Below are 23,274 nucleotides of genomic sequence, written 5' to 3'. Positions count from 1 at the left end.
AATTTAGGCAGGTGTTATCCTGCCTTTCCTGTTTTAATCGGTAATATTTATTTTCGGAGGTTTTATGTCGGTAAAATCTGAAAAATCGGATTATGACGATCTGCAAGATATGGTTGCATCCAATGATGCAGGAGGACGAAATCCAAAAGGCTTAACCAAAAATTTAATTATTGTTACGGCTATTTTGTGGTCAATCTTCCAGCTTTATTACACTTCGCCGTTTCCGTTTTGGCTGCAAGAAGTAATCCGTAGTTGGGGTTGGGAATGGAATGTGGTGGTTGATGATACCAAAGCGCGTTCCATTCACTTAGCTTTTGCTTTATTTCTGGCTTACTTGGCATTTCCGGCGTTTGCCGCTTCTCCAAAACACCGTGTTCCTTATCAAGATTGGTTGTTTGCCGTTTTAGGCGCATTTTTAGGGGCATATTATATTTTCTTTTATGAGGGATTGGTTACCCGTTTCGGCGCACCCAATACATCGGATATTATCGCCGGTTGTTTAGGTATTATTTTATTACTGGAGGCTTGTCGACGTAGTTTGGGATTACCCTTGGTTATTATCGCATCCGTCTTTTTACTGTATAACTATTTCGGACAATTTTTGCCGACAGACTGGATTATCAGCCACCGCTCAGGTTCACTTTCTCAAATAATCAATCAGCAATGGGTAACCACAGAAGGCGTATTCGGCGTAGCATTGGGCGTTTCAACGAAATATGTCTTTTTATTTGTTTTATTCGGCGCGTTACTGGATAAAGCAGGTGCAGGCAACTATTTTATTAAAACAGCCTTTGCCTATTTAGGGCATTTACGCGGTGGCCCGGCGAAAGCAGCTGTCGTGTCCTCAGGCTTAACCGGATTAATTTCCGGTTCATCCATTGCCAATGTGGTAACTACAGGAACCTTTACTATTCCAATGATGAAACGGGTCGGCTTTTCCGCCGAAAAAGCCGGTGCGGTTGAAGTCGCCTCCTCCGTAAACGGGCAGATTATGCCGCCGGTTATGGGGGCTGCCGCCTTTTTGATGATTGAATATGTGAATATGCCGTATAGCCAATTAATCACCCACGCGGCGTTACCGGCATTAATTTCATATATTGCCTTGGTTTATATCGTTCATTTGGAAGCCTTAAAAATGAATTTACAAGGTTTACCAAGAACTGATCCGCCCAATCCGATTTTAATCGTTTTATTAAAAATATTGACCGCACTTTTGGTTGTCATTGGCTTAACCGGCGTGGTTCATTTTGGTTTGGGGTGGATTAAAACCGTTGCACCGAATTATTCCTTCCTGATTGTTTGCGCATTGCTTACAGCGGTTTATTTATTACTTATCCGCCGAGTGGCAACATTTCCTGATTTGGAAGTCGATGATCCTAATGCGCCGATGGTCGCACTGCCGTCAGCCAAACCGACGGTGAATGCTGGGCTGCATTTTCTCATTCCCGTCGTGGTATTAATTTGGTGTTTAATGGTGGAAATGTTATCGCCGGGGCTTTCCGCATTCTGGGGAACAATGGCGCTTGCAGTTATTTTACTCACACAAAAACCGCTACTACATTATTTCCGTAAGCAGCCGATTAACTCCTCGCTTTTCATTGAAGGTGTAAAAACATTAATTGACGGATTAGAAACCGGGGCGAGAAATATGATTGGTATCGGCATTGCAACGGCAACCGCAGGAATTATCGTCGGTGTTGTTTCTTTAACCGGATTCGGCGTACAGCTATCGGGGATTATTGAAGTGTTGTCGATGGGCAATATTTTATTAATGCTTATTCTCGTCGCCATATTCAGTTTGATTTTGGGAATGGGATTGCCGACAACGGCTAACTACATTGTTGTTTCCTCATTAATGGCATTGGTTATCGTTGAAGTCGGCAAACAAAACGGATTAATAGTGCCACTTATCGCCGTACATTTATTTGTATTCTATTTCGGCATTATGGCAGATGTAACACCTCCTGTGGGATTAGCCTCGTTTGCCGCCGCTGCGGTTTCGGGCGGAAATCCGATAAAAACCGGAATGATTGCGTTCTTTTATAGCCTGCGTACGGCAATTCTTCCTTTCTTGTTTATTTTTAATACGGATTTATTGTTACTGGATGTCGGTTGGGCAAAAGGAACTCTAGTTGCGGTGGTTTCGACATTGGCTATATTAGCATTTACCGCGGCAACGATGAATCATTTCTTTGTGAAAAACAAATGGTGGGAAACGGCACTATTAATTTTGGGCGCATTTGTCATTTTCCGACCGGGCTTTTTTATGGAGTATATATCACCGACATCTCATCATATTGAGCCGTCATATTTAGTACAAGAGCTGGAAAAAACACCGGTCGGGCAAAATCTGTTGCTCAAGGTATCGGGAATGAATCCTTATGGTAAACAAATCGAATTTTACTCGCAACTTTCCGTACCACAGGGAGAAACCGGCGAACAACGTTTGCAAAATCTCGGTTTAACCCTGTTGCATACGCAGGAAAAAATTGAGGTGGACGGAAAACAAATAGATAAAGTAATAATTGATATGGTGGAAACCGATTCTCCGGCGGCAAAAGCAGGATTGAATTGGGATCAAACCATTATTGATATTTCTTTACCGCTTGTTTCATTGGAAAAAGAATGGATGTTTATTCCTGGATTAATGATAATTTTCTTGGTTGGCTGGAATCAGCGGCGAAGAGCAAAATCTTAATAGAAAGTGCGGTCATTTTTGAATGTGTTTCGATTAACATTAAGAATGTCCGCCATACTGATGAAAAGGATAAATTATGTATAACAAATTACTACTCGCCATTGATCTGAACAATCCAAAAGGTTCAGAAAAAGTAGTTGAAACGGCATTACGCTTGGTTGAACATTATCCCAATACACTATTTCGTGTCGTTACTATTGTCGAACCGGTAGATGATAGCTTTATTTCCGCTTTCCTGCCAAAAAATTTTGATAAATCGTTGATAGCAGAAGTGAATAAAGCGTTACACGATTTTACTGCCAAACATTTTCCGGCAAATGCTAAAGTGCAACACATCGTCGCACACGGCACAATTTATGAGGAAATTAATCGGATTGCGGAAGAAAAATCGGTAGATTTAATCATTATGCTTGCCAGTAGTAAGCCTCACACTAAAGGCTTAAGTAATAATACCCGGCGAGTGGCAAAATATGGGAACAAACCGATATTGATTTTGAAATAACAAAAATCCCTGCCTGAAATACTCACGCAGGGATTTTTATATTTATTAGAATCCTAATGTTTTTCCATCAGGATTACGAGGGTCGGAATAACCATAGAAGCCGCCGTCGCGCGCTTGAATAATTTGTACACGTCCCATTGGGGCTTTTAGCTTGATTTTATGCCCTTTAGCAGTGAGTAATGCTAGGGTGTCGGGGCTAATCCCTTCCTCAATGCGTAATTCATCCGGTAACCATTGATGATGAATTCTTGGCGCAACAATCGCTTCCGCAGGGTTCATATTATGGTCAATAGTATTAGAAATACTTTGTAGAACCGTCGTAATAATTCGAGCGCCACCCGGACTACCTGTTACCAGCCAAGGTTTATTATCTTTTAGCACGATAGTCGGTGTCATTGACGAAAGCGGACGTTTTTTCGCTTCAATTGCATTTGCATCACCGCCGATTAAGCCGAATGCATTAGCCACTCCGGGTTTAGCCGAAAAATCATCCATTTCATTGTTTAGTAAAATACCTGTTCCTTCAGCAACAATACCGCTACCAAAATTCAGATTTAGTGTATAAGTAACGGCAACGGCATTACCGGCATTATCCATAACCGAATAGTGCGTGGTTTGATCACTTTCATAGGGTTGAGGCTTACCGGGCTTAATTTCCGTTGCAGGGCGGGCATAATTTTCCCTAATGTTTTGAATCAAAGAGTTAGCATAATTTTTTGAAGTTAAACCGGATACGGGAATCTTTACAAAATCCGGATCACCAAGATATTCCGAACGATCCGCATAAGCCAATTTCATCGATTCGGCTAAATAATGAATAGTTTTTGCACTGTTTGCGCCGAATTCATTAAGCGGATAATTTTCCAACATATTAAACAATTGTACTAAATGGATACCACCCGAGCTTGGTGGCGGCATAGTTACGATTTTATAACCGCGATAATTCCCCACTATCGGCTGACGCTCAATTGCTTGATAGTTGCGCATATCTTCAAGGCTGATTAAACCATTATGTTGCTTCATTTCTTGTACAATTTTTTCCGCAATTTCTCCCTCATAGAAGGCCTTAGCGCCTTCTTTAGCAATGAGTTTTAAAGAATTAGCCAAATCTTTTTGGATTAACAGTTCACCGGCTACTAAAGTGCGGTCATTTTTGAAGAAGATTTTGCGGCTGCTCTGCCATTTACCTAATACATCTTTCTCCGTATCCAGTAAGTTAGCAAGTGTTTGGCTGATAGGAAAACCTTCCTCCGCCAACTTGATTGCCGGTTCTAACACTTTATGCAAAGGCATTGTTCCCCATTTTTGTAAAGCTAGCTCCATGCCGGCTACCGTACCCGGTACGCCGACAGCAAAATGTGTAAACAATGACTTTCCGTCTTCAACTTGTCCGTTTGCATCCAAATACATATCACGAGAGGCTTTTAATGGTGCGGTTTCTCTAAAATCAAGGGCAAAATCCTCCCCTGTTTTTTCATTATGTAATACCATAAAACCTCCACCGCCGATATTACCGGCATTTGGTAACACAACGGCTAAGGTAAACCCGACGGCAACTGCCGCATCTACCGCATTACCACCCTGTTTCAGTATTTCAACACCAACTTGAGTTGCAATAGCCTGTTCGGAAGCTACCATACCGTTTTTTGCATAGACAGGTTGAAAAATATCGGTACTGCTGTCATAACGTGCAGCGGCGGTATTTGTGGTAAGCGCAGAGTTACTTGCCCAACTGACTTGGGAAAGGCTGACTACCGAAGTAAATAAGCCCGCAAGTAATATTTTTCTGAACGGTATCTGCATGTTTTTTCTCCTTTTTGATGAATAATTCATCAACAAGACTATGCTTTTACTTACCAAAATACAATAAAAATTTCACGAAATATTAACAAGTATCAGAGAATAAATGTTGAGAAGAGAGTTATTACAAAAATTTGTGCTACCCTAAAATTTTCCGTTTAGAGCAAGGTATCTAAATGAGAAGCAATGAAACCTGATAGCATTATTGAAAACAGAATCACATTAAAATTGGCATCAATACTGAAGTTCAAAGGTATTCTCAAAGCTCATTTTAAGTATAGTTGACGGAGTGTGAACAGCATATAAACAATAGGGACTTAAATGGAAATTTGTTTTAGTCATCCAGACAGTCCCTATTTTTAAAGTTATGAATAATGTAAAAAACACATTAAATTTTAACCGCACTTTTATTATCGCTAACTTCTCAAAATATTATAAATTTCGAAATCTTTGCGATCCAAATAATGGGTGGATTGGATTTTACGAATAGTACGTGATTTGCCTCTAATTAATAGGGTTTCAGTGGTAGCAAGATTGCCTCGACGGGAAATTCCTTTAAGTAATTCACCGTGTGTAATACCGGTGGCGGCAAACACCAGATTATCATCACGCACGAGATCTTCTAGTTTTAATATTTCATTCACTTTAACACCTAATTCTTCACAACGTTGGATTTCTTCCGCCGCAATTTTTCTATTTTCTTCCGTATCCCCTTTTACTTCATTACGAGGGATTAACCGTGCCTGCATATCACCGCCTAATGCTCGAACTGCCGCTGCAGCAGCAACACCTTCCGGCGCACCGCCAATACCATAAACCATATCGACTTCGGCATCAGGCAGGCAACATAAGACAGAAGCGGCAACATCACCATCGGGAATAGCCATAACCCGAATTCCTAAATTATACATTTGTTGGATAACTGCATCATGACGGGGCTTGGCTAATACCATCACAGTTAAATCGGATAAGGATTTTCCTAATCGGGAAGCGGTACGACGAAGATTTTGTTCAATCGGTAAACTGAGATCAATCATTCCTTTGACTTCCGGCCCTACTACAATTTTTTCCATGTACATATCCGGTGCTTTTAAGAAAGTTCGTTTTCCACCTGCGGCGAGAACAGAAATAGCGTTGGATTGTCCCATTGCTGTCATACGCGTACCATCAATCGGATCAACAGCGATAGAAACCAGTTCTCCATTACCCGAACCGACTTTTTCACCGATATAAAGCATAGGAGCTTTATCAATTTCACCCTCTCCTATAACAATCTCACCGTCCATATGAATAAGATTCAGCATATATCGCATTGCTTTTACCGCAGCTTCATCGGCCGCGTGTTTATTGCCACGTCCAAGCCAAGTGTAAGCCGCTAATGCCGCAGCCTCTGTTACACGAGAAAATTCAATAGCCAGTGCACGATTCATTTTTTATCTCCAATTGTGTTGCAAGCAAAAGATCGCGCTATTCTAACACTATGCAAACGTTTGCATAATAAATTTTTATGGCAGGCTTTAAAAAGAAAAATGAAGTGGGTACAATAGAGCCGTTTCAGATGTTATTTAAAAGGAAATTACTATGTCATTAGAAATCTTAAACCAGCTTGAAGATAAAATTAAGCAAGCGGTAGAAACCATTCAATTACTTCAACTTGAAGTGGAAGAATTAAAAGAACAAAACAGCCAATCTCAGCAAACCGTTGAAACATTACAAAATGAAAATGAGCAATTAAAAAATGAACATCGTAACTGGCAAGAACATATTCGCTCATTGCTTGGCAAATTTGATAACGTTTAACTCAATTTTAAAGGCTTAGATTTTCTAAGCCTTTGTTTTAGATAATTTTTATGAAAGTTTGTATTATTTCAGGCAGTACTTTAGGCACTGCCGAGTATGTCGCCGAGCATCTAGCGGATTGTTTAAAAAACCAAGGGTTTTCAACCGCTCTTTTTCACGGTGCTCAATATGATGATGTAATTAGTGAACCATTATGGTTAATCGTAACCTCTACCCATGGAGCGGGAGAAATTCCGGATAATTTACGATCACTGTTTGATCAAATATCACAATCCGATCTTGATCTTTCCTATTCGCGTTTTGCCATTGTCGGCTTAGGCAATTCGGATTACGATACCTTTTGTTATGCCACAAATCACATTGAAAAAATTTTAGAGCAAAAAAGTGCGGTCAAACTTTGTGAAACCTTAAAAATCGATGTGCTCAATATCGATGATCCGGAAAGTTACAGTGAAGAATGGCTTCCTCTATTCATTCGATCCCTTTAATAAAAAAGACGATGATTTTAACGATCATCGTTTTCCCCCTGTGTATAACTCATAAAAAATCTGTCAAAAACCTGTATTTTATCGCTGAATAAGATCAAAAGTTTTATCAGCTGTGTATAAATAGCTAAATTATCCACAACAAATAATGACCGTTTTTATCATTGATCAACATTTTCCAATAAGATCTAATCCATTAATTTATAAAAAGAAAAAACGGTTATTCACACAATAAAGGATCCTTAATAGTAACAATAATAAGATCTCTATATATAAAAAGATCTTAATTTTATTACCTCAAGATCTTTGGATCCTTTATGTCTCTATCAAGATCCAATTCTTTCTTTCAAGAAAAACTGAATTTCTGTAAAATAGCGCAAATTTTATGTCCGAATAATTAGAGAAAACGATGTTTTATATTGAAACTTACGATGTGATCGTTATTGGTGGCGGTCATGCAGGTACTGAAGCCGCCCTTGCACCGGCACGTATGGGTTTAAAAACCCTTTTATTAACCCATAATGTTGATACTTTAGGACAAATGTCCTGCAATCCTGCTATTGGTGGGATCGGCAAAGGTCATTTAGTGAAAGAAATTGATGCGATGGGTGGATTAATGGCACATGCCGCCGATAAAGCAGGGATCCAATTTCGTACGCTAAATAGTAGCAAAGGTCCTGCAGTACGTGCTACCCGCGCTCAAGCGGATCGTGTTTTATACCGTCAAGTAGTAAGAGTTGCGTTAGAAAATCAACCAAATCTGGATATTTTCCAACAGGAAGCCACGGATATCTTAATAGAAAATGATAAAGTAAGCGGAGTGGTAACCAAAATGGGATTAAAATTCCGTGCTAAATCTGTGATCTTAACAGCCGGTACTTTTTTAGCAGGTAAGATCCATATCGGTTTGGAAAACTACACCGGCGGTCGTGCAGGCGATCCTGCTTCAACCAGGCTGGCAGAACGTTTACGCGATCTAAATTTACGGGTGGATCGACTAAAAACCGGTACGCCGCCGCGCATTGATGCTCGCACGATCAATTTTGATGTGCTGACAAAACAGCATGGTGATGCAGTATTGCCGGTATTTTCTTTTATGGGATCGGTTTCGGATCACCCACAACAAATCCCATGCTATATCACGCATACTAATGAACAAACCCACGAAGTGATCCGCAATAATTTGGATCGTAGCCCGATGTATACCGGAGTGATAGAAGGGATCGGCCCACGTTATTGTCCGTCAATCGAAGATAAAGTTATGCGTTTTGCTGATCGAAATTCCCATCAAATTTATCTTGAACCGGAAGGATTAACCAGTAATGAGGTTTATCCGAATGGGATCTCTACAAGCCTACCTTTCGATGTTCAGATGGGAATAGTTAATTCAATGAAAGGATTAGAAAAAGCCCGTATAGTGAAACCGGGTTATGCGATCGAATATGATTATTTTGATCCGCGTGATCTGAAACCTACCCTCGAAACTAAGGGGATCTCAGGTTTATTTTTTGCCGGTCAAATTAATGGGACCACAGGTTATGAAGAAGCCGCCGCACAAGGCTTACTTGCAGGAATTAATTCTGGACTTTATGTACAAGAGAAAGAGGGATGGTTTCCTCGCCGTGACCAAGCTTATATCGGGGTATTGGTGGACGATCTTTGTACTCTTGGAACGAAAGAGCCCTATCGCGTGTTTACCTCTCGTGCGGAATACCGTTTATTGTTACGTGAAGATAATGCTGATATTCGCTTAACGCCGATTGCCCGTGAATTTGGTTTGATTGATGAAAAACGTTGGGTGCGTTTCAATCAGAAAATGGAAAACATTGAGCTTGAACGTCAACGTTTACGCAGTATTTGGTTACATCCCCGTTCGGAATATTTAGAAGAAGCCAATAAAGTGCTAAGCAGTCCGCTTGTACGTGAGGCCAATGGGGAAGATTTATTACGCCGCCCTGAAATGAATTATGAGATTTTAACCGCCTTAACCCCTTATCAACCGGCAATGGCTGATAAAGAAGCGGTGGAACAGGTGGAAATCGCCATAAAATATCAAGGCTATATTGAACATCAGGAAGAAGAAATCGAAAAACAAAAACGTCATGAGAATACGGCTATTCCGGCTCAATTTGATTATTCCAAGGTATCGGGGTTATCCAATGAAGTCCGAGCTAAGTTAGAACAACATCGTCCGGTTTCTATTGGGCAGGCAAGCCGAATTTCCGGCATTACTCCGGCGGCTATTTCGATTATCTTGGTGAATTTGAAAAAACAAGGGATGTTGAAACGTGGGGAATAATTTTTTCTATGGTTGAGATAAAAAGTGCGGTTAATTTAGCCGCACTTTTTTTGGTTATAGAACCCGTTTCAATACCGCATTTAGTGTCGCTTCTGTTAGTTTCGCTCGAAGTGCGGATTCAATAGCAGAACTATAGAAAGCATGATTTGCTAATGTTGCTGGGATTGGAAGCCTAGACGGAATCTTGCAACAGAAATCAAAAAATGCATAGAATACTGACCGCACTTTCAAGTAAAATGTGAAAGATTTTTAAAAGAGCAATTGATTAATGAAAAAAAGACTGGATAACCTACTTGCACAAGCTGAAATTCAACTCAGTGAGATACAAAAACAGAAGTTGATTGATCTTGTTAATTTATTAGATAAATGGAATAAAGCCTATAATTTAACTTCTGTACGTGATCCAAATGAAATGTTAGTGAAACATATTTTGGATAGCATTGTAGTAAGTTCTTATTTACAGGGTGATCGTTTTATTGATGTGGGAACAGGACCGGGTTTACCGGGGTTACCTTTGGCGATTGTCAATCCGGATAAACAATTTGTTTTGCTAGATAGTCTTGGCAAGCGTATTAGTTTTATTCGTAATGCAGTGCGTGAGCTGAAATTAACCAATGTGATACCTATATTGAGCCGTGTAGAGGAATATCAATCTGAAGAAAAATTTGACGGCGTGTTAAGTCGAGCCTTTGCATCACTTAAAGATATGACGGATTGGTGTGGCCATTTGCCCAAAGAAAACGGCTATTTTTATGCCCTTAAAGGGATTTATCAAGAAGATGAGGTAAAAGCAATGGATAAAAGATATACTATTCAGCATGTTGTTGAATTGCATGTTCCTGAGCTAGTAGGTGAACGACATTTAATCATTTTGCGATAAAGCGTAATATTTTTATAAATTATTTTCTAAAAGTGTGATTTAGTTAACATTTTTTAGGTTGAATCTCGTTTTTTCAAAGGTATAATTGCTCCGTTTTAAGGTTTTAAAAGTGATGTCTAGAGTTTTAACGCAAGCCCGAACTAAATATAAAACGTCTATTTATATTGAATTTTTTATTGGTCTTGTTTTGGGCTCTATTGTTATGTTATTGCTTGATATCCAAAGTGCGGTTGATTTTTTCTTAGGTTTTTTTTCTGCATTCATACCTTTTTCTATCTTTGTTTATGTTGTGTTTTATCGCAATCAGCATTTATCAAAAAAACTAAGCGCATTTTATCGTGCCGAAGCGTTGAAATTTACTTGTACTATTGTACTTATCATTATTTCGTTTAAATGGCTGGCGGTAGAGCATTTTATAACGTTCTTTGCTGGTTTTTTTATTGCATTGATATTGAATAATTTAGTGCCTTTTTTGTTATATAAGGCGTGATTTTTATTAAAATTCAAAGGGTTAATTATGTCTGGACAAACTACTTCGGAATATATCGGACATCACTTATCGTTTTTAAAAACAGGTGATGGCTTTTGGCATGTTCATGTTGATACTTTATTTTTTTCCGTCATCTCCGCTATCATTTTCCTTTTTATTTTTTCTCGAGTAGCAAAAAAAGCAACAAGCGGTGTACCAGGAAAAATGCAATGTCTGGTTGAAATTGTGGTTGAATGGGTAAACGGAATCGTTAAAGAAAATTTCCACGGTCCGCGCGATGTTGTTGCTCCTTTAGCGTTAACCATTTTCTGTTGGGTATTCATTATGAATGCGATTGATTTGGTTCCGGTCGATTTTCTTCCTCAACTGGCCGGATTATTCGGTATTCATTATTTAAGAGCGGTACCGACAGCAGATATTAGTGCAACACTTGGAATGTCAATTTGTGTATTCTTTTTAATTTTATTTTATACCGTTAAATCTAAAGGATTTAGTGGTTTAGTAAAAGAATATACTTTACATCCTTTCAATCACTGGGCATTTATCCCTGTCAATTTTATTCTTGAAACGGTAACCTTATTGGCTAAACCTATTTCTCTTGCGTTCCGTTTATTCGGTAATATGTATGCAGGAGAATTAATCTTTATTCTTATTGCTGTCATGTATTCCGCCAATATGGCTATTGCGGCATTAGGTATTCCGTTACATCTTGCTTGGGCTATTTTTCATATATTGGTAATTACGTTACAAGCGTTTATTTTTATGATGTTAACGGTTGTTTATTTAAGCATTGCTTACAATAAATCCGAACATTGATTTTTTATTAACCGGCTCTAGGGCTAAATTTAAACTTCTATTGGAGAACATTTATGGAAACTGTAATTACAGCAACAATTATCGGCGCATCAATCCTTCTTGCATTCGCTGCATTAGGAACTGCGATTGGTTTTGCGATTTTAGGTGGAAAGTTTTTAGAGTCTTCTGCTCGCCAGCCTGAATTAGCATCAAGCTTACAAACTAAAATGTTTATTGTTGCTGGTCTATTGGATGCGATTGCGATGATTGCAGTTGGTATTTCATTACTTTTCATCTTCGCAAATCCATTTATCGGTTTACTACAGTAATTGCCTTATTTGCTTATCAACGTAAAACAAGCATATTAGGGAGGACGTTGTGAATCTAAATGCAACATTAATCGGTCAACTGATTGCATTCGCACTTTTTGTGTGGTTTTGTATGAAATTTGTTTGGCCGCCGATTATTAAAGCCATCGAAACACGTCAAAGCCAAATTGCTAATGCGCTTGCTTCTGCCGAAGCGGCAAAAAAAGAGCAAGCTGATACAAAAATGCTTGTAGAACAAGAAATTTCTAAAGCGAAAGTTCAAGCTCAAGAAATTTTGGATGCTGCTAATAAACGTCGCAATGAAGTATTAGATGAAGTAAAAGCCGAAGCGGAAGAACTGAAAGCAAAAATTATTGAACAAGGTCATGCTGAAGTTGAAGCGGAACGCAAACGTGTTCAAGAAGAGTTACGCCTTAAAGTGGCTTCATTGGCTGTTGCCGGTGCTGAGAAAATTGTGGGTCGTTCTATTGATGAGGCGGCGAACAATGACATTATTGATAAATTAGTTGCAGAGTTGTAGAGGCTTAAGCTTATGTCGGAATTAACTACGATAGCTCGCCCTTATGCCAAAGCAGCGTTTGATTTCGCTATTGAAAAGAGTGCGGTCGAAAAATGGGCTGAAATGTTAAGTTTTGTCTCGGCAGTTATTGAGAACGAAACGGTAAAAACATTACTAAATAGTGTTGCTTCAGCACAAAAATTAGCTGATACGGTTATTTCTATTTGTGGTGAACAATTGGATCAATATGGGCAAAATTTTATTCGGTTAATGGCTGAAAATAAGCGTTTGAGTGCTATTCCTGCAGTATTTAATGAATTTAAACATTATGTAGAAGATCACCAAGCCATTGCAGAAGTCGATGTAGTTTCTGCTCAACCATTGAATGTAACGCAAATTGAAAAAATAACAGCGGCAATGGAAAAAAGATTAGCTCGCAAAGTAAAATTAAATTGCAATGTAGATAGCTCACTGATTGCCGGTGTGGTAATTCGTACTGAGGATTTTGTCATTGACGGAAGTAGTCGCGGACAGCTAACTCGTCTGGCAAATGAGTTGCAAGTGTAAGAGGAATAAAAGATGCAACTAAATTCTACTGAAATTAGTGAATTAATTAAAAAACGTATTGCTCAATTTGATGTGGTCAGCGAAGCTCGTAATACAGGAACAATTGTCTCTGTTAGCGACGGTATTCTTCGTATTCACGGATTAAGTGATGTAATGCAAGGGGAAATGATTGCATTACCGGGTAATCGTTATGCAATGGCACTTAACTTAGAAAGAGATTCGGTTGGTGCGGTTGTTATGGGACCTTATGCCGATTTGGCTGAAGGAATGGAAGTTCAATGTACCGGAAGAATTCTTGAAGTACCTGTTGGACGAGGATTATTAGGACGTGTAGTAAATACATTAGGTCAACCGATTGACGGAAAGGGAGAAATTGAAAACGACGGTTTTTCTCCTGTTGAAGTTATCGCTCCTGGGGTAATTGATCGTAAATCCGTTGATCAACCGGTACAAACCGGTTATAAAGCGGTTGACTCAATGGTGCCTATCGGTCGAGGACAACGTGAGTTAATTATCGGTGACCGTCAAACCGGTAAAACGGCATTAGCGATTGATGCTATCATTAACCAACGTGATTCTGGTATTAAATGTATTTATGTTGCAATAGGTCAAAAAGCTTCGACTATTGCAAATGTTGTGCGTAAATTGGAAGAACACGGTGCGTTGGCAAATACAATTGTTGTTGCTGCCTCGGCTTCGGAATCTGCGGCATTGCAATATCTTGCACCTTATGCAGGTTGTGCAATGGGAGAATACTTCCGTGATCGCGGTGAAGATGCGTTAATTGTGTATGACGATTTATCAAAACAAGCCGTTGCTTATCGCCAAATTTCATTATTATTACGCCGTCCACCGGGTCGTGAGGCCTATCCGGGTGATGTATTCTATTTACACTCACGCTTACTTGAGCGCGCAGCCCGAGTAAATGAAGAATATGTTGAAAAATTCACTGAAGGTAAAGTAACCGGAAAAACAGGTTCTTTAACTGCTCTGCCGATTATTGAAACTCAAGCAGGGGATGTTTCTGCGTTCGTTCCAACTAACGTTATTTCAATTACTGACGGTCAAATCTTCTTAGAATCCAATTTATTTAACTCAGGTATTCGCCCTGCGGTAAACCCGGGTATTTCCGTTTCTCGGGTAGGTGGCGCTGCACAAACTAAAGTGGTGAAAAAATTAGCCGGGGGGATTCGTACCGCTCTTGCGCAATATCGTGAGTTAGCTGCATTTGCTCAATTTGCTTCTGATCTTGATGATGCTACCCGTAAGCAACTTACCCACGGGGAAAAAGTGACAGAATTATTGAAACAGAAACAATATGCACCGTTAAGTGTTGCGGAACAAGCTATTTTACTTTTCGCTGTTGAATTTGGTTATCTTGAAGATGTGGAATTGCAGAAAATTGCAAGTTTTGAGACCGCACTTTTAGATTATGCACACCGTAACCATAGCGAATTTATGGCTGATTTAACTAAAACGGGTAATTATAATGATGAAATTAAAGACACATTAAAATCTATTTTAGATAATTTTAAAGCCAATAGTGCATGGTAATTAGGTCAATGGAGAAATAAGATGGCAGGTGCAAAAGAGATAAAAACCAAAATTGCCAGTGTACAGAGTACACAAAAAATTACTAAGGCAATGGAAATGGTTGCTACCTCGAAAATGCGTAAAACGCAAGATCGTATGGCAGCTTCTCGCCCGTATTCTGAGACAATACGTAATGTTATCAGCCACGTATCTAAAGCAAATATTGATTACAAACATCCATTTTTAGTTGAACGTGAAATAAAAAAAGTGGGTGTATTGGTTATTTCTACTGACCGCGGAATGTGTGGTGGTCTAAATATTAATTTATTTAAAAATGTGATTGCTGAAATAAAGCAATGGAAAAATTCGGGTGTTCAAGTTGAGCTAGGATTAATCGGCTCTAAAGGTATCGCATTTTTCCGTTCTTTAGGTTTAAGCATCAAAAGCCAGCATTCCGGATTGGGAGATAATCCGACAATGGAAGAACTAATAGGTGTGGCATCAACAATGTTTGAAGCATATAAAAGCGGAAAAATTGATGCTATTTATATTGCCTATAATAAATTTGTCAATACGATGTCGCAAACACCTGTATTTCAACAGCTTGTCCCATTGCCGGAATTAGAAACCGATCATTTGGAAGAAAGAGCAAATACTTGGGATTATATTTATGAACCAAATCCAAAAGTGTTATTGGATTGTTTACTAACACGTTATTTAGAATCTCAAGTATATCAATCCGTAGTAGATAATCTTGCTTCAGAACAAGCAGCGCGTATGGTTGCAATGAAAGCGGCAACTGATAATGCTGGTAATTTAATCAATGACTTGCAGTTAGTGTATAACAAAGCTCGTCAGGCAAGTATTACGAATGAATTAAATGAAATCGTTGCGGGTGCCGCAGCAATTTAACAAAAATTAGAGGAACGGTAATGGCAGCAGGAAAAATTGTACAAATCATCGGTGCGGTGATTGACGTTGAATTCCCACAAAATGCAGTACCAAAAGTTTATGATGCATTAAAAGTTGAATCAGGTTTAACCCTTGAGGTTCAACAACAACTCGGCGGTGGTGTTGTTCGTTGTATCGCACTTGGTACGTCGGACGGTTTAAAACGCGGATTAGCTGTAGAAAATACGGGTAATCCTATTCAAGTACCGGTAGGAACAAAAACCTTAGGACGTATTATGAACGTTTTAGGTGAGCCTATTGATGAACGCGGTGAAATCGGTGCTGAAGAAGCTTGGCCTATCCATCGTGCAGCACCAAGTTATGAAGAACAATCCAACAGTACGGAATTATTGGAAACCGGTATCAAAGTTATCGACTTAATTTGCCCGTTTGCGAAAGGGGGGAAAGTTGGTTTATTTGGTGGTGCGGGTGTAGGTAAAACCGTTAATATGATGGAATTAATCCGTAATATTGCGATTGAGCACTCCGGTTATTCTGTTTTTGCCGGTGTGGGTGAGCGTACCCGTGAGGGGAACGACTTCTACCATGAAATGACAGAATCTAACGTATTGGATAAAGTATCGTTGGTTTACGGTCAAATGAATGAACCACCGGGTAACCGTTTACGTGTTGCTTTAACTGGTTTGACAATGGCGGAAAAATTCCGTGATGAAGGTCGTGATGTATTATTCTTTGTAGATAATATTTATCGTTATACACTCGCAGGTACTGAAGTTTCGGCTCTTTTGGGTCGTATGCCGTCAGCTGTAGGTTACCAACCTACTCTTGCAGAAGAAATGGGCGTATTGCAAGAACGTATTACTTCAACTAAAACAGGATCGATTACTTCCGTCCAAGCAGTTTATGTTCCAGCCGATGACTTAACAGACCCTTCTCCTGCGACAACCTTTGCTCACTTGGATTCTACGGTAGTATTAAGTCGTCAAATTGCATCTTTAGGGATTTATCCCGCGGTAGATCCGTTGGATTCTACATCACGTCAGCTTGATCCGTTAGTAGTAGGGCAAGAACATTATGATGTTGCACGCGGTGTACAAGGTATCTTACAGCGTTATAAAGAATTAAAAGATATTATTGCTATCCTTGGTATGGACGAACTTTCCGAAGATGACAAATTAGTTGTGGCTAGAGCACGTAAAATTGAACGATTCTTATCGCAACCGTTCTTCGTTGCCGAAGTATTTACCGGTTCTCCGGGTAAATATGTATCATTAAAAGATACGATTCGTGGTTTCAAAGGTATTTTAAACGGTGAATACGACCATATTCCTGAACAAGCGTTCTATATGGTGGGTTCAATCGAAGAAGTGCTAGAAAAAGCCAAAAATATGTAATCGCTTCAAGTAATTGAAGGAGAACAAAATGGCGACATTTGATTTAATTATAGTCAGTGCGGAACATAAAATTTTTGAAGGTAAAGTAAAGCAAATTCTGGCTACGGGAACAGAAGGGGAATTAGGTATTTTGCCGAATCATACCCCTTTACTGACTGCGATAAAACCGGGAATTGTCAAATTAACCTTAGAGAATGATAGCGAAGATGTTATTTATGTCTCCGGTGGTTTTTTAGAGGTTCAACCAAGCGTAGTAACCGTTCTCGCTGATGTAGCGATTCGTGGATCTGAATTAGATTCCGAACGAATTCTAGAAGCTAAGCGCAAAGCCGAAGAAAATATTGTGACACACTCAGCTGATGTGGATCATGAATTGTTGGTAGCGAAACTCTCCAAAGAGTTAGCAAAACTTCGAGCTTATGAGCTAACAGAAAAACTTGTGAAATCAAAAAGATAATAAAAAAGTGCGGTTGATTTTAACCGCACTTTTTGTTTATGGATTATCATTTATTAAAAACGATTAAATTTCGTCTATTTTTGTGGTATTTTACCGACCGTTTCACAGTTAATTTTGATGAATTATGGAAAAGATCATTATTGATGAAAATCAGTTTCAGCGCACAATTTCTCGTATTTCCCACGAAATTATTGAAAAACACCCAAGTTTAGATAATATCGTGATTGTTGGTATTAAACGTCGTGGCGCGGAAATTGCCGCTCTAATCAAACGTAAAATTGCAGATTTAATTAAGATAGAACTTCCTTCAATGGAACTGGATATTACTTTCTATCGTGATGATTTACAGCATGTTGAATCTGAAAATTTAATGCCGGTGTATAGTGGAGCATCACAGTATCTGAATGTAAAAGATAAAGAAGTCATTTTAATTGATGATGTATTATTTACAGGTCGTACGATTCGCGCTGCGATGGATGCATTGACTGACTTTGGCCGTGCGGCAAAGATAGAATTGGTTATTTTTGTTGATCGTGGACATCGAGAACTACCTATTCGGGCAGATTATGTAGGTAAAAATGTACCCACTAATCGGGAAGAAAAAGTACAGGTTCGAACTGAAAAGTATGATGGTTGTTACGAAGTAGCATTATTGGCAAAATAATGCCAATCTATTGTGAACCTTGTTTAAAATTGATACTCTAACCAGCGTCGTTGGCTCATTTTAAAGAAAAAATAAATATGAAAAAATCAGTATTAAAATCTCTTTTTATTGTCATGTTAGGTGCTCTTTCATTTTCTTCTGCTTATGCAGAAGAGCGTGTTGTTGCAACGGTAGATGGCGTTCCTGTTCTAGAAAGTCAGGTGCGTGAAGCAATGGGGAAAAAAGGTAATTACCAAGCAGCATTAGATAAAGTCATAGATGATATTTTGGTACAAAAAGCTATTCAACAATCCAGTGTAAAAATAAACCCTCGTGAAATTGATCGCATTGTAGATAATATTGCTGAACAAAATGGTTTAACCTATGGTCAGTTTTTAGATGCGTTGGATTATCAGGGTATTTCTTTGAAAGCCTTTCGTCAGCAAATTGTTAATCAAATGATGATGTCTGGCGTGCGTGATCACGCAATTAGTAACAGTGTGCAGGTAACCCGTGAAGAAGTGAATGAATTGGGTAAAAAAATGTTAAAAGATGCAAGAGCTAGTGGTACCGAGCACAAAGTAACAGGTAAAGAATATGAAGTTCGTCATATTCTTTTAAAACTTAATCCAATGTTGAATGATGCACAGGCAAAAGCGGAACTTCAAAAAATTCGTGCGGATATTATTTCCGGCAAAACAACTTTCGCCGATGCAGCATTAAAATATTCTAAAGATTATTTATCCGGGGCTAATGGTGGAAGTTTAGGTTATGCGTTCCCTGAAACCTATGTCGGGCCTTTTGCTAAAGCTGTACAAACGACTAAACAAGGTAGCATTTCTGCACCTTTTAAATCCGAATTTGGCTGGCATATTTTAGAAGTTACCGGTACACGTGATGGCGATAAAACTGAAGAGGCATACCGCCAAAAAGCTTACGAGCAAATTGTAAACAGCCAATTAAAAGATGCGACGAAAGATTGGGTAAAAGCCCTGCGTAAAACTGCCGATATTCAATATTTTAATCAATAAGTTTGCATTTTATATGAGAGGGGCGTTTTGCCCCTTTTATTGTTTTTATTCCATTATTTTGATTCTATGAAAAAATTTTTTATTAGCTTATTTATTCTTCTTTTGATTATTATTGCCGGTGGTTTTTGGGGTTATCAGAAATTAAACGATTTTCAACAACAAACAGTAAATGTGCGAGCCGATCAACTTTTAATTGTTGAACGTGGTACGACCGGGCAAAAATTAGCTACGCTTTTTGAGCAGGAAAAATTAGTTGAGAATGCAGTTTTTCTTCCTTACTTATTGAAATTAAAGCCCGAACTAAACAAAATCAAAGCCGGAACTTATTCTTTAAGCGGTATCAAAACCATACAAGATCTGTTAATCCTACTAAATTCTGGAAAAGAGGCTCAATTTAACGTGAAATTCATCGAAGGAAAAACATTCAAAGAATGGCGAAAAAACCTCGAAAAAGCACCGCACTTAAAGCAAACTTTAAAGGATAAAAGCAATCAAGAAATTTTTGATTTACTTAAAATTTCGAATTTTGTAAAAAACATTCACGAATATAGAAATCTTGATGGCTGGTTATATCCCGATACCTACAGTTATACGCCAAACTCAACGGATTTTGAATTGCTCCAACGTTCGGCAGAACGTTTAAAAAAAGCCTTAGATAACGCTTGGAATGAACGTGATGAAAATCTTCCGTTAGCAAACCCTCACGAGATGTTAGTGTTAGCTTCTATCGTAGAAAAAGAAACCGGTATTGCGGAAGAACGTGCTAAAGTGGCTTCTGTATTTATTAATCGACTCAATGCAAAAATGAAATTACAAACGGATCCCACTGTAATTTACGGTATGGGTGAAAATTATCAGGGAAATATCCGTAAAAAAGATTTAGAAACCCCCACAGCATATAATACTTATGTGATTGACGGATTACCTCCCACCCCAATTGCAATGGTGAGTGAAGGTGCTTTGCAGGCGGTCACACACCCTGAAAAAACCGATTTTTACTATTTCGTCGCAGATGGAAGCGGTGGTCATAAATTCAGTCGTAATTTAAACGAGCATAATAAAGCGGTTCAACAATATTTACGTTGGTATCGTAGCCAGAAAAATGGAAAATAATATGAGTGGAAAATTTATTGTTATTGAAGGGTTGGAAGGCGCAGGAAAAAGCACGGCCCATCAGTCAGTAGTAAAGATATTGAATGAATTAGGCATTCATAATGTCGTGTTTACCCGTGAACCGGGCGGTACGCCTCTAGCTGAAAAATTACGCCAACTTATCAAACATGAAACGGAAGAACCGGTTACAGACAAAGCTGAATTACTAATGCTTTATGCCGCTCGGATTCAATTAGTGGAAAATGTGATTAAACCGGCCCTTGCTGGAGGAAAATGGGTAGTGGGAGATCGTCACGATATGTCGTCACAAGCTTATCAAGGTGGCGGTCGTCGGTTAGATCCTCATTTTATGAAAACCTTAAAAGATGCGGTATTAGGTAATTTTGAACCGGATCTTACTATTTATCTAGATATTGATCCCGTATTAGGTTTGGCTCGAGCCCGTGGACGTGGCGAATTAGATCGTATTGAACAAATGAATCTTGATTTTTTCCATCGCACCCGCAGCCGTTATTTAGAATTGGTGAAAGATAATCCGAAAGCGGTTATCATCAATGCGGCGCAAAGTATTGAGCAAGTTCAGGCTGATATTACAAATGCGGTGAAAAATTGGTGGAAACATAACGAAAAATGACCGCACTTTATCCTTGGCTAACACCTACCTATGTGAACATTGCCCAAACTTTTTCCGAAGGTTTAGGACATCATGCGATACTTATTAAAGCCGATCAGGGGATGGGCGTAGAACATCTCTTTGATGCGCTTTCTCGCCGCATTATGTGTATGAATCCGAAAGATAATCAACCTTGCGGGCAATGCCATGCCTGCCATTTAATGCAAGCGAACAGCCATCCTGATTATCACCAACTTTATTCTGTCGATGGAAAAGATATCGGTGTTGATCAAGTGCGTGAAATTAACGAAATTGTCGCCCAACATGCTCAACAGAATGGCAATAAAATCGTCTATGTGCAAGGAGCTGAACGCTTAACGGAAGCTGCCGCTAACGCTTTGCTTAAAACCTTGGAAGAACCCCGTCCGAACACCTATTTTTTGTTACTGGCAGATAGTTCTGCAAGTTTGTTAGCGACAATTTACAGCCGCTGTCAAGTATGGAATCTACCTACACCGAATGAACAAATGGCGAAGGATTGGCTACAAAATCAAACAGTAGCGGAAACACATGAAATATTGACCGCACTTGCCATGGATTTAGGCCGTCCTCTGCTTGCATTGGAAACCTTGCAGCAAGGCTTAATTGAACAACGAAAAAATTTTCTTCGTCAGTTTTGGCTTTTTTACCGTCGTCGTTCGCCTTTGGAGATTCTTCCATTATTTGATAAGGAACGCTATATCCAACAATTAGATTGGATTTTGGCTTTTCTTTCCGACTGCTTAAAGCACAAACTTGAAATAGGCGGCCATCGTCAAACGATGGATTTAGCCAAAGGAATTGAACAATTTAGTGATGAACAACCTGTTTTAGGTTTATTGCAATCAATCCGAATTATGCAAAAAGTGCGATCCGATTTACTTTCAATTAATGGTGTCAACGTAGAATTAATGTTGTTAGACGGATTGACTAAACTTATCACGAATGTGTTTGAAACCTGATAGAGGGTGTATTTCCCACTGAAAATAAAAAATAAAGGAAAAATAATTTATGTTTATCGTTGATTCCCACTGCCATTTAGATGCACTGGATTATGATAATTTACACAAAAACGTTGCCGATGTAGTGGAAAAAGCACAAAAACGCGATGTGAAACATATGCTTGCCATTGGGGTAACGCTAAGTCGATTTGAAAAGGCTTATGACTTATTAAACCCGTTTGAAAATATTTCACTGGCGTGCGGCGTGCATCCGTTAGATTTTGAAGAAGAACCCTACGATGCCGAACGTTTATTCCGCTTAGTGCAAGATAAAAAAGTCATTGCCATTGGTGAAATCGGACTGGATTATTATTACAGCGCGGATAACAAAATAGCACAGCAAGACATTTTTGCCAGCCAAATTGACATCGCAAACCAACTGAATAAGCCAGTGATTATTCACACCCGTTCAGCTGGTGATGATACCATTTCGATGCTCCGTAAACATCAGGCAGAAAAGTGCGGCGGTGTTATTCATTGTTTTACCGAAACCTTGGATTTTGCGAAAAAAGCATTAGATTTGGGTTTTTATATTTCTTGTTCCGGTATTATTACTTTTAAAAATGCGGAAGCGATTCGTGAAGCGATTCGTTATGTACCGACGGATCGTTTGTTAGTGGAAACGGATTCGCCTTATCTTGCGCCCGTGCCATATCGTGGCAAAGAAAATCAGCCGGCTTATACCCGTGAAGTATGTGAGTACGTGGCGGCATTAAAAGGAGTTTCTCTAGGGGAATTCGCCCAAATTACGACACAAAATTTCGAACGTTTGTTTAAAATTAATGTACAATAAACACTCAATATGAAAGAGAGAAAAGATTATGCGTAAATTTTTCAAATATTTTTTATTTTTAGTGGTATTTGCGTTCCACGGTTTTATGTTTTCTGTGGTGAATTATGTATTTCCTCATTACGATGTGACTCGGGTAACGGGGGTAGAAGTAAAGCGGGTTGATAAAGACGGACCGATTACCAAATCCAATCCGGCTGACGGCCCGACGCGTGATGTGTACTATATTAATACACAAAATGATGACGGCAAAATTATGGTTTACCGCAACGAAGATACCCGTTGGGGTTTTCCTTTCTATTTTAAATTCGGTTCGGCCAACTTACAGGCCGAAGCACAAGCTATGGGGAATGAAAATAAACTGGTTCAAATTAAATATTACGGTTGGCGTTTAACCATGTTTGATGAGTTTCGTAACGCGGTTTCCGTGAAAGAAATCAGTGGTGATGTTACACCGAGTCATCCTATTTTATCTTGGGTGTTTTATGCTTTCTTGTTGGTGACATTATTCCTTTCTATTCAATTTATCCGTGGCTGGTTTGACAGCGAAAATTAGATTTTCATTTCCTTGAAAGTGCGGTGGTTTTGACCGCACTTTTTATCA

At 39.0% G+C, this 23,274-nt stretch carries 24 protein-coding genes; 22 read left to right on the top strand and 2 right to left on the bottom strand.

What is annotated here, in order from left to right; translation table 11 throughout:
* Nucleotides 1-64 precede the first annotated feature (64 nt).
* On the top strand, nucleotides 65-2,698 hold the full coding sequence (locus FEE42_RS08170) for a TRAP transporter permease (RefSeq protein ID WP_164028129.1): 2,634 nt from the start codon (nucleotides 65-67) through the stop codon (nucleotides 2,696-2,698).
* Between the two features lie 76 nt (nucleotides 2,699-2,774).
* Nucleotides 2,775-3,200 carry a universal stress protein gene (locus FEE42_RS08165; protein ID WP_164028127.1) on the top strand — a complete coding sequence of 142 codons (426 nt, stop codon included), beginning with the start codon at nucleotides 2,775-2,777 and terminating at the stop codon, nucleotides 3,198-3,200.
* 45 nt (nucleotides 3,201-3,245) lie between these two features.
* Here FEE42_RS08165 and ggt read toward each other — a convergent pair whose 3' ends face one another.
* On the bottom strand, nucleotides 3,246-5,003 hold the full coding sequence (gene ggt / locus FEE42_RS08160; protein ID WP_164028125.1) for a gamma-glutamyltransferase: 1,758 nt from the start codon (nucleotides 5,001-5,003) through the stop codon (nucleotides 3,246-3,248).
* Between the two features lie 413 nt (nucleotides 5,004-5,416).
* Nucleotides 5,417-6,430 (bottom strand): class II fructose-bisphosphatase, encoded by a 1,014-nt coding sequence (glpX, locus tag FEE42_RS08155; RefSeq protein ID WP_059368699.1) that lies wholly within the window; start codon nucleotides 6,428-6,430, stop codon nucleotides 5,417-5,419.
* 151 nt (nucleotides 6,431-6,581) lie between these two features.
* Here glpX and zapB point away from each other — a divergent pair, with 151 nt between their 5' ends.
* The 20 genes from zapB (at nucleotide 6,582) to FEE42_RS08055 (ending at nucleotide 23,226) form a co-directional block, all read left to right on the top strand.
* The gene (gene zapB, locus FEE42_RS08150) at nucleotides 6,582-6,800 is read left to right on the top strand and encodes a cell division protein ZapB (protein WP_059368698.1); all 219 of its coding nucleotides are present in this window, start codon (nucleotides 6,582-6,584) and stop codon (nucleotides 6,798-6,800) included.
* A 50-nt stretch (nucleotides 6,801-6,850) separates the two neighbouring features.
* Nucleotides 6,851-7,288, top strand: a complete 438-nt coding sequence (gene mioC / locus FEE42_RS08145; RefSeq protein WP_164028123.1) for an FMN-binding protein MioC — start codon at nucleotides 6,851-6,853, stop codon at nucleotides 7,286-7,288.
* 406 nt (nucleotides 7,289-7,694) lie between these two features.
* Complete coding sequence (mnmG, locus tag FEE42_RS08140) at nucleotides 7,695-9,584, top strand: tRNA uridine-5-carboxymethylaminomethyl(34) synthesis enzyme MnmG (RefSeq protein WP_059368696.1); 1,890 nt, start codon at nucleotides 7,695-7,697, stop codon at nucleotides 9,582-9,584.
* A gap of 268 nt (nucleotides 9,585-9,852) precedes the next feature.
* Nucleotides 9,853-10,464: a 16S rRNA (guanine(527)-N(7))-methyltransferase RsmG gene (rsmG, locus tag FEE42_RS08135; RefSeq protein ID WP_164028121.1), complete on the top strand. Its 612-nt coding sequence runs from the start codon at nucleotides 9,853-9,855 to the stop codon at nucleotides 10,462-10,464.
* A 112-nt stretch (nucleotides 10,465-10,576) separates the two neighbouring features.
* Nucleotides 10,577-10,954, top strand: coding sequence for an ATP synthase subunit I (locus FEE42_RS08130; protein WP_059368694.1), 378 nt, complete (start codon nucleotides 10,577-10,579; stop codon nucleotides 10,952-10,954).
* A gap of 27 nt (nucleotides 10,955-10,981) precedes the next feature.
* A complete protein-coding gene (gene atpB, locus FEE42_RS08125) occupies nucleotides 10,982-11,770 on the top strand; it encodes a F0F1 ATP synthase subunit A (RefSeq protein ID WP_059368693.1) in 789 nt (262 codons plus the stop codon).
* A gap of 53 nt (nucleotides 11,771-11,823) precedes the next feature.
* Nucleotides 11,824-12,078 (top strand): F0F1 ATP synthase subunit C, encoded by a 255-nt coding sequence (gene atpE, locus FEE42_RS08120; RefSeq protein ID WP_005539567.1) that lies wholly within the window; start codon nucleotides 11,824-11,826, stop codon nucleotides 12,076-12,078.
* A gap of 49 nt (nucleotides 12,079-12,127) precedes the next feature.
* On the top strand, nucleotides 12,128-12,598 hold the full coding sequence (atpF, locus tag FEE42_RS08115; protein ID WP_077544802.1) for a F0F1 ATP synthase subunit B: 471 nt from the start codon (nucleotides 12,128-12,130) through the stop codon (nucleotides 12,596-12,598).
* Nucleotides 12,599-12,610: 12 nt separating this feature from the next.
* Entirely contained in the window at nucleotides 12,611-13,144 is a 534-nt protein-coding gene (atpH, locus tag FEE42_RS08110) for a F0F1 ATP synthase subunit delta (protein WP_077581594.1), read from the top strand.
* A gap of 12 nt (nucleotides 13,145-13,156) precedes the next feature.
* Nucleotides 13,157-14,698, top strand: a complete 1,542-nt coding sequence (gene atpA / locus FEE42_RS08105) for a F0F1 ATP synthase subunit alpha (RefSeq protein ID WP_059368690.1) — start codon at nucleotides 13,157-13,159, stop codon at nucleotides 14,696-14,698.
* Between the two features lie 21 nt (nucleotides 14,699-14,719).
* The gene (gene atpG / locus FEE42_RS08100; protein ID WP_164028119.1) at nucleotides 14,720-15,589 is read left to right on the top strand and encodes a F0F1 ATP synthase subunit gamma; all 870 of its coding nucleotides are present in this window, start codon (nucleotides 14,720-14,722) and stop codon (nucleotides 15,587-15,589) included.
* A 20-nt stretch (nucleotides 15,590-15,609) separates the two neighbouring features.
* On the top strand, nucleotides 15,610-16,983 hold the full coding sequence (gene atpD / locus FEE42_RS08095) for a F0F1 ATP synthase subunit beta (protein ID WP_059368688.1): 1,374 nt from the start codon (nucleotides 15,610-15,612) through the stop codon (nucleotides 16,981-16,983).
* Nucleotides 16,984-17,011: 28 nt separating this feature from the next.
* On the top strand, nucleotides 17,012-17,440 hold the full coding sequence (locus tag FEE42_RS08090) for a F0F1 ATP synthase subunit epsilon (protein WP_164028118.1): 429 nt from the start codon (nucleotides 17,012-17,014) through the stop codon (nucleotides 17,438-17,440).
* Nucleotides 17,441-17,564: 124 nt separating this feature from the next.
* The gene (pyrR, locus tag FEE42_RS08085) at nucleotides 17,565-18,104 is read left to right on the top strand and encodes a bifunctional pyr operon transcriptional regulator/uracil phosphoribosyltransferase PyrR (RefSeq protein WP_059368686.1); all 540 of its coding nucleotides are present in this window, start codon (nucleotides 17,565-17,567) and stop codon (nucleotides 18,102-18,104) included.
* Between the two features lie 77 nt (nucleotides 18,105-18,181).
* On the top strand, nucleotides 18,182-19,114 hold the full coding sequence (locus tag FEE42_RS08080) for a peptidylprolyl isomerase (protein ID WP_164028117.1): 933 nt from the start codon (nucleotides 18,182-18,184) through the stop codon (nucleotides 19,112-19,114).
* 66 nt (nucleotides 19,115-19,180) lie between these two features.
* On the top strand, nucleotides 19,181-20,227 hold the full coding sequence (gene mltG / locus FEE42_RS08075) for an endolytic transglycosylase MltG (protein WP_164028116.1): 1,047 nt from the start codon (nucleotides 19,181-19,183) through the stop codon (nucleotides 20,225-20,227).
* A 1-nt stretch (nucleotide 20,228) separates the two neighbouring features.
* Complete coding sequence (gene tmk, locus FEE42_RS08070; protein WP_059368684.1) at nucleotides 20,229-20,861, top strand: dTMP kinase; 633 nt, start codon at nucleotides 20,229-20,231, stop codon at nucleotides 20,859-20,861.
* The gene (locus FEE42_RS08065; RefSeq protein ID WP_059368683.1) at nucleotides 20,858-21,841 is read left to right on the top strand and encodes a DNA polymerase III subunit delta'; all 984 of its coding nucleotides are present in this window, start codon (nucleotides 20,858-20,860) and stop codon (nucleotides 21,839-21,841) included. The genes tmk and FEE42_RS08065 overlap by 4 nt, the downstream gene beginning before the upstream one ends.
* A gap of 49 nt (nucleotides 21,842-21,890) precedes the next feature.
* Nucleotides 21,891-22,673 carry a TatD family hydrolase gene (locus tag FEE42_RS08060; RefSeq protein WP_164028115.1) on the top strand — a complete coding sequence of 261 codons (783 nt, stop codon included), beginning with the start codon at nucleotides 21,891-21,893 and terminating at the stop codon, nucleotides 22,671-22,673.
* 28 nt (nucleotides 22,674-22,701) lie between these two features.
* Nucleotides 22,702-23,226: a DUF1523 family protein gene (locus tag FEE42_RS08055; protein ID WP_059368681.1), complete on the top strand. Its 525-nt coding sequence runs from the start codon at nucleotides 22,702-22,704 to the stop codon at nucleotides 23,224-23,226.
* Nucleotides 23,227-23,274: the final 48 nt, after the last annotated feature.

Source organism: Rodentibacter caecimuris, assembly GCF_010587025.1.
GTDB lineage: Bacteria > Pseudomonadota > Gammaproteobacteria > Enterobacterales > Pasteurellaceae > Rodentibacter > Rodentibacter caecimuris.
Note: the sequence above shows the minus strand (reverse complement) of the source record. Positions and strands in the feature narration are given on the sequence as shown.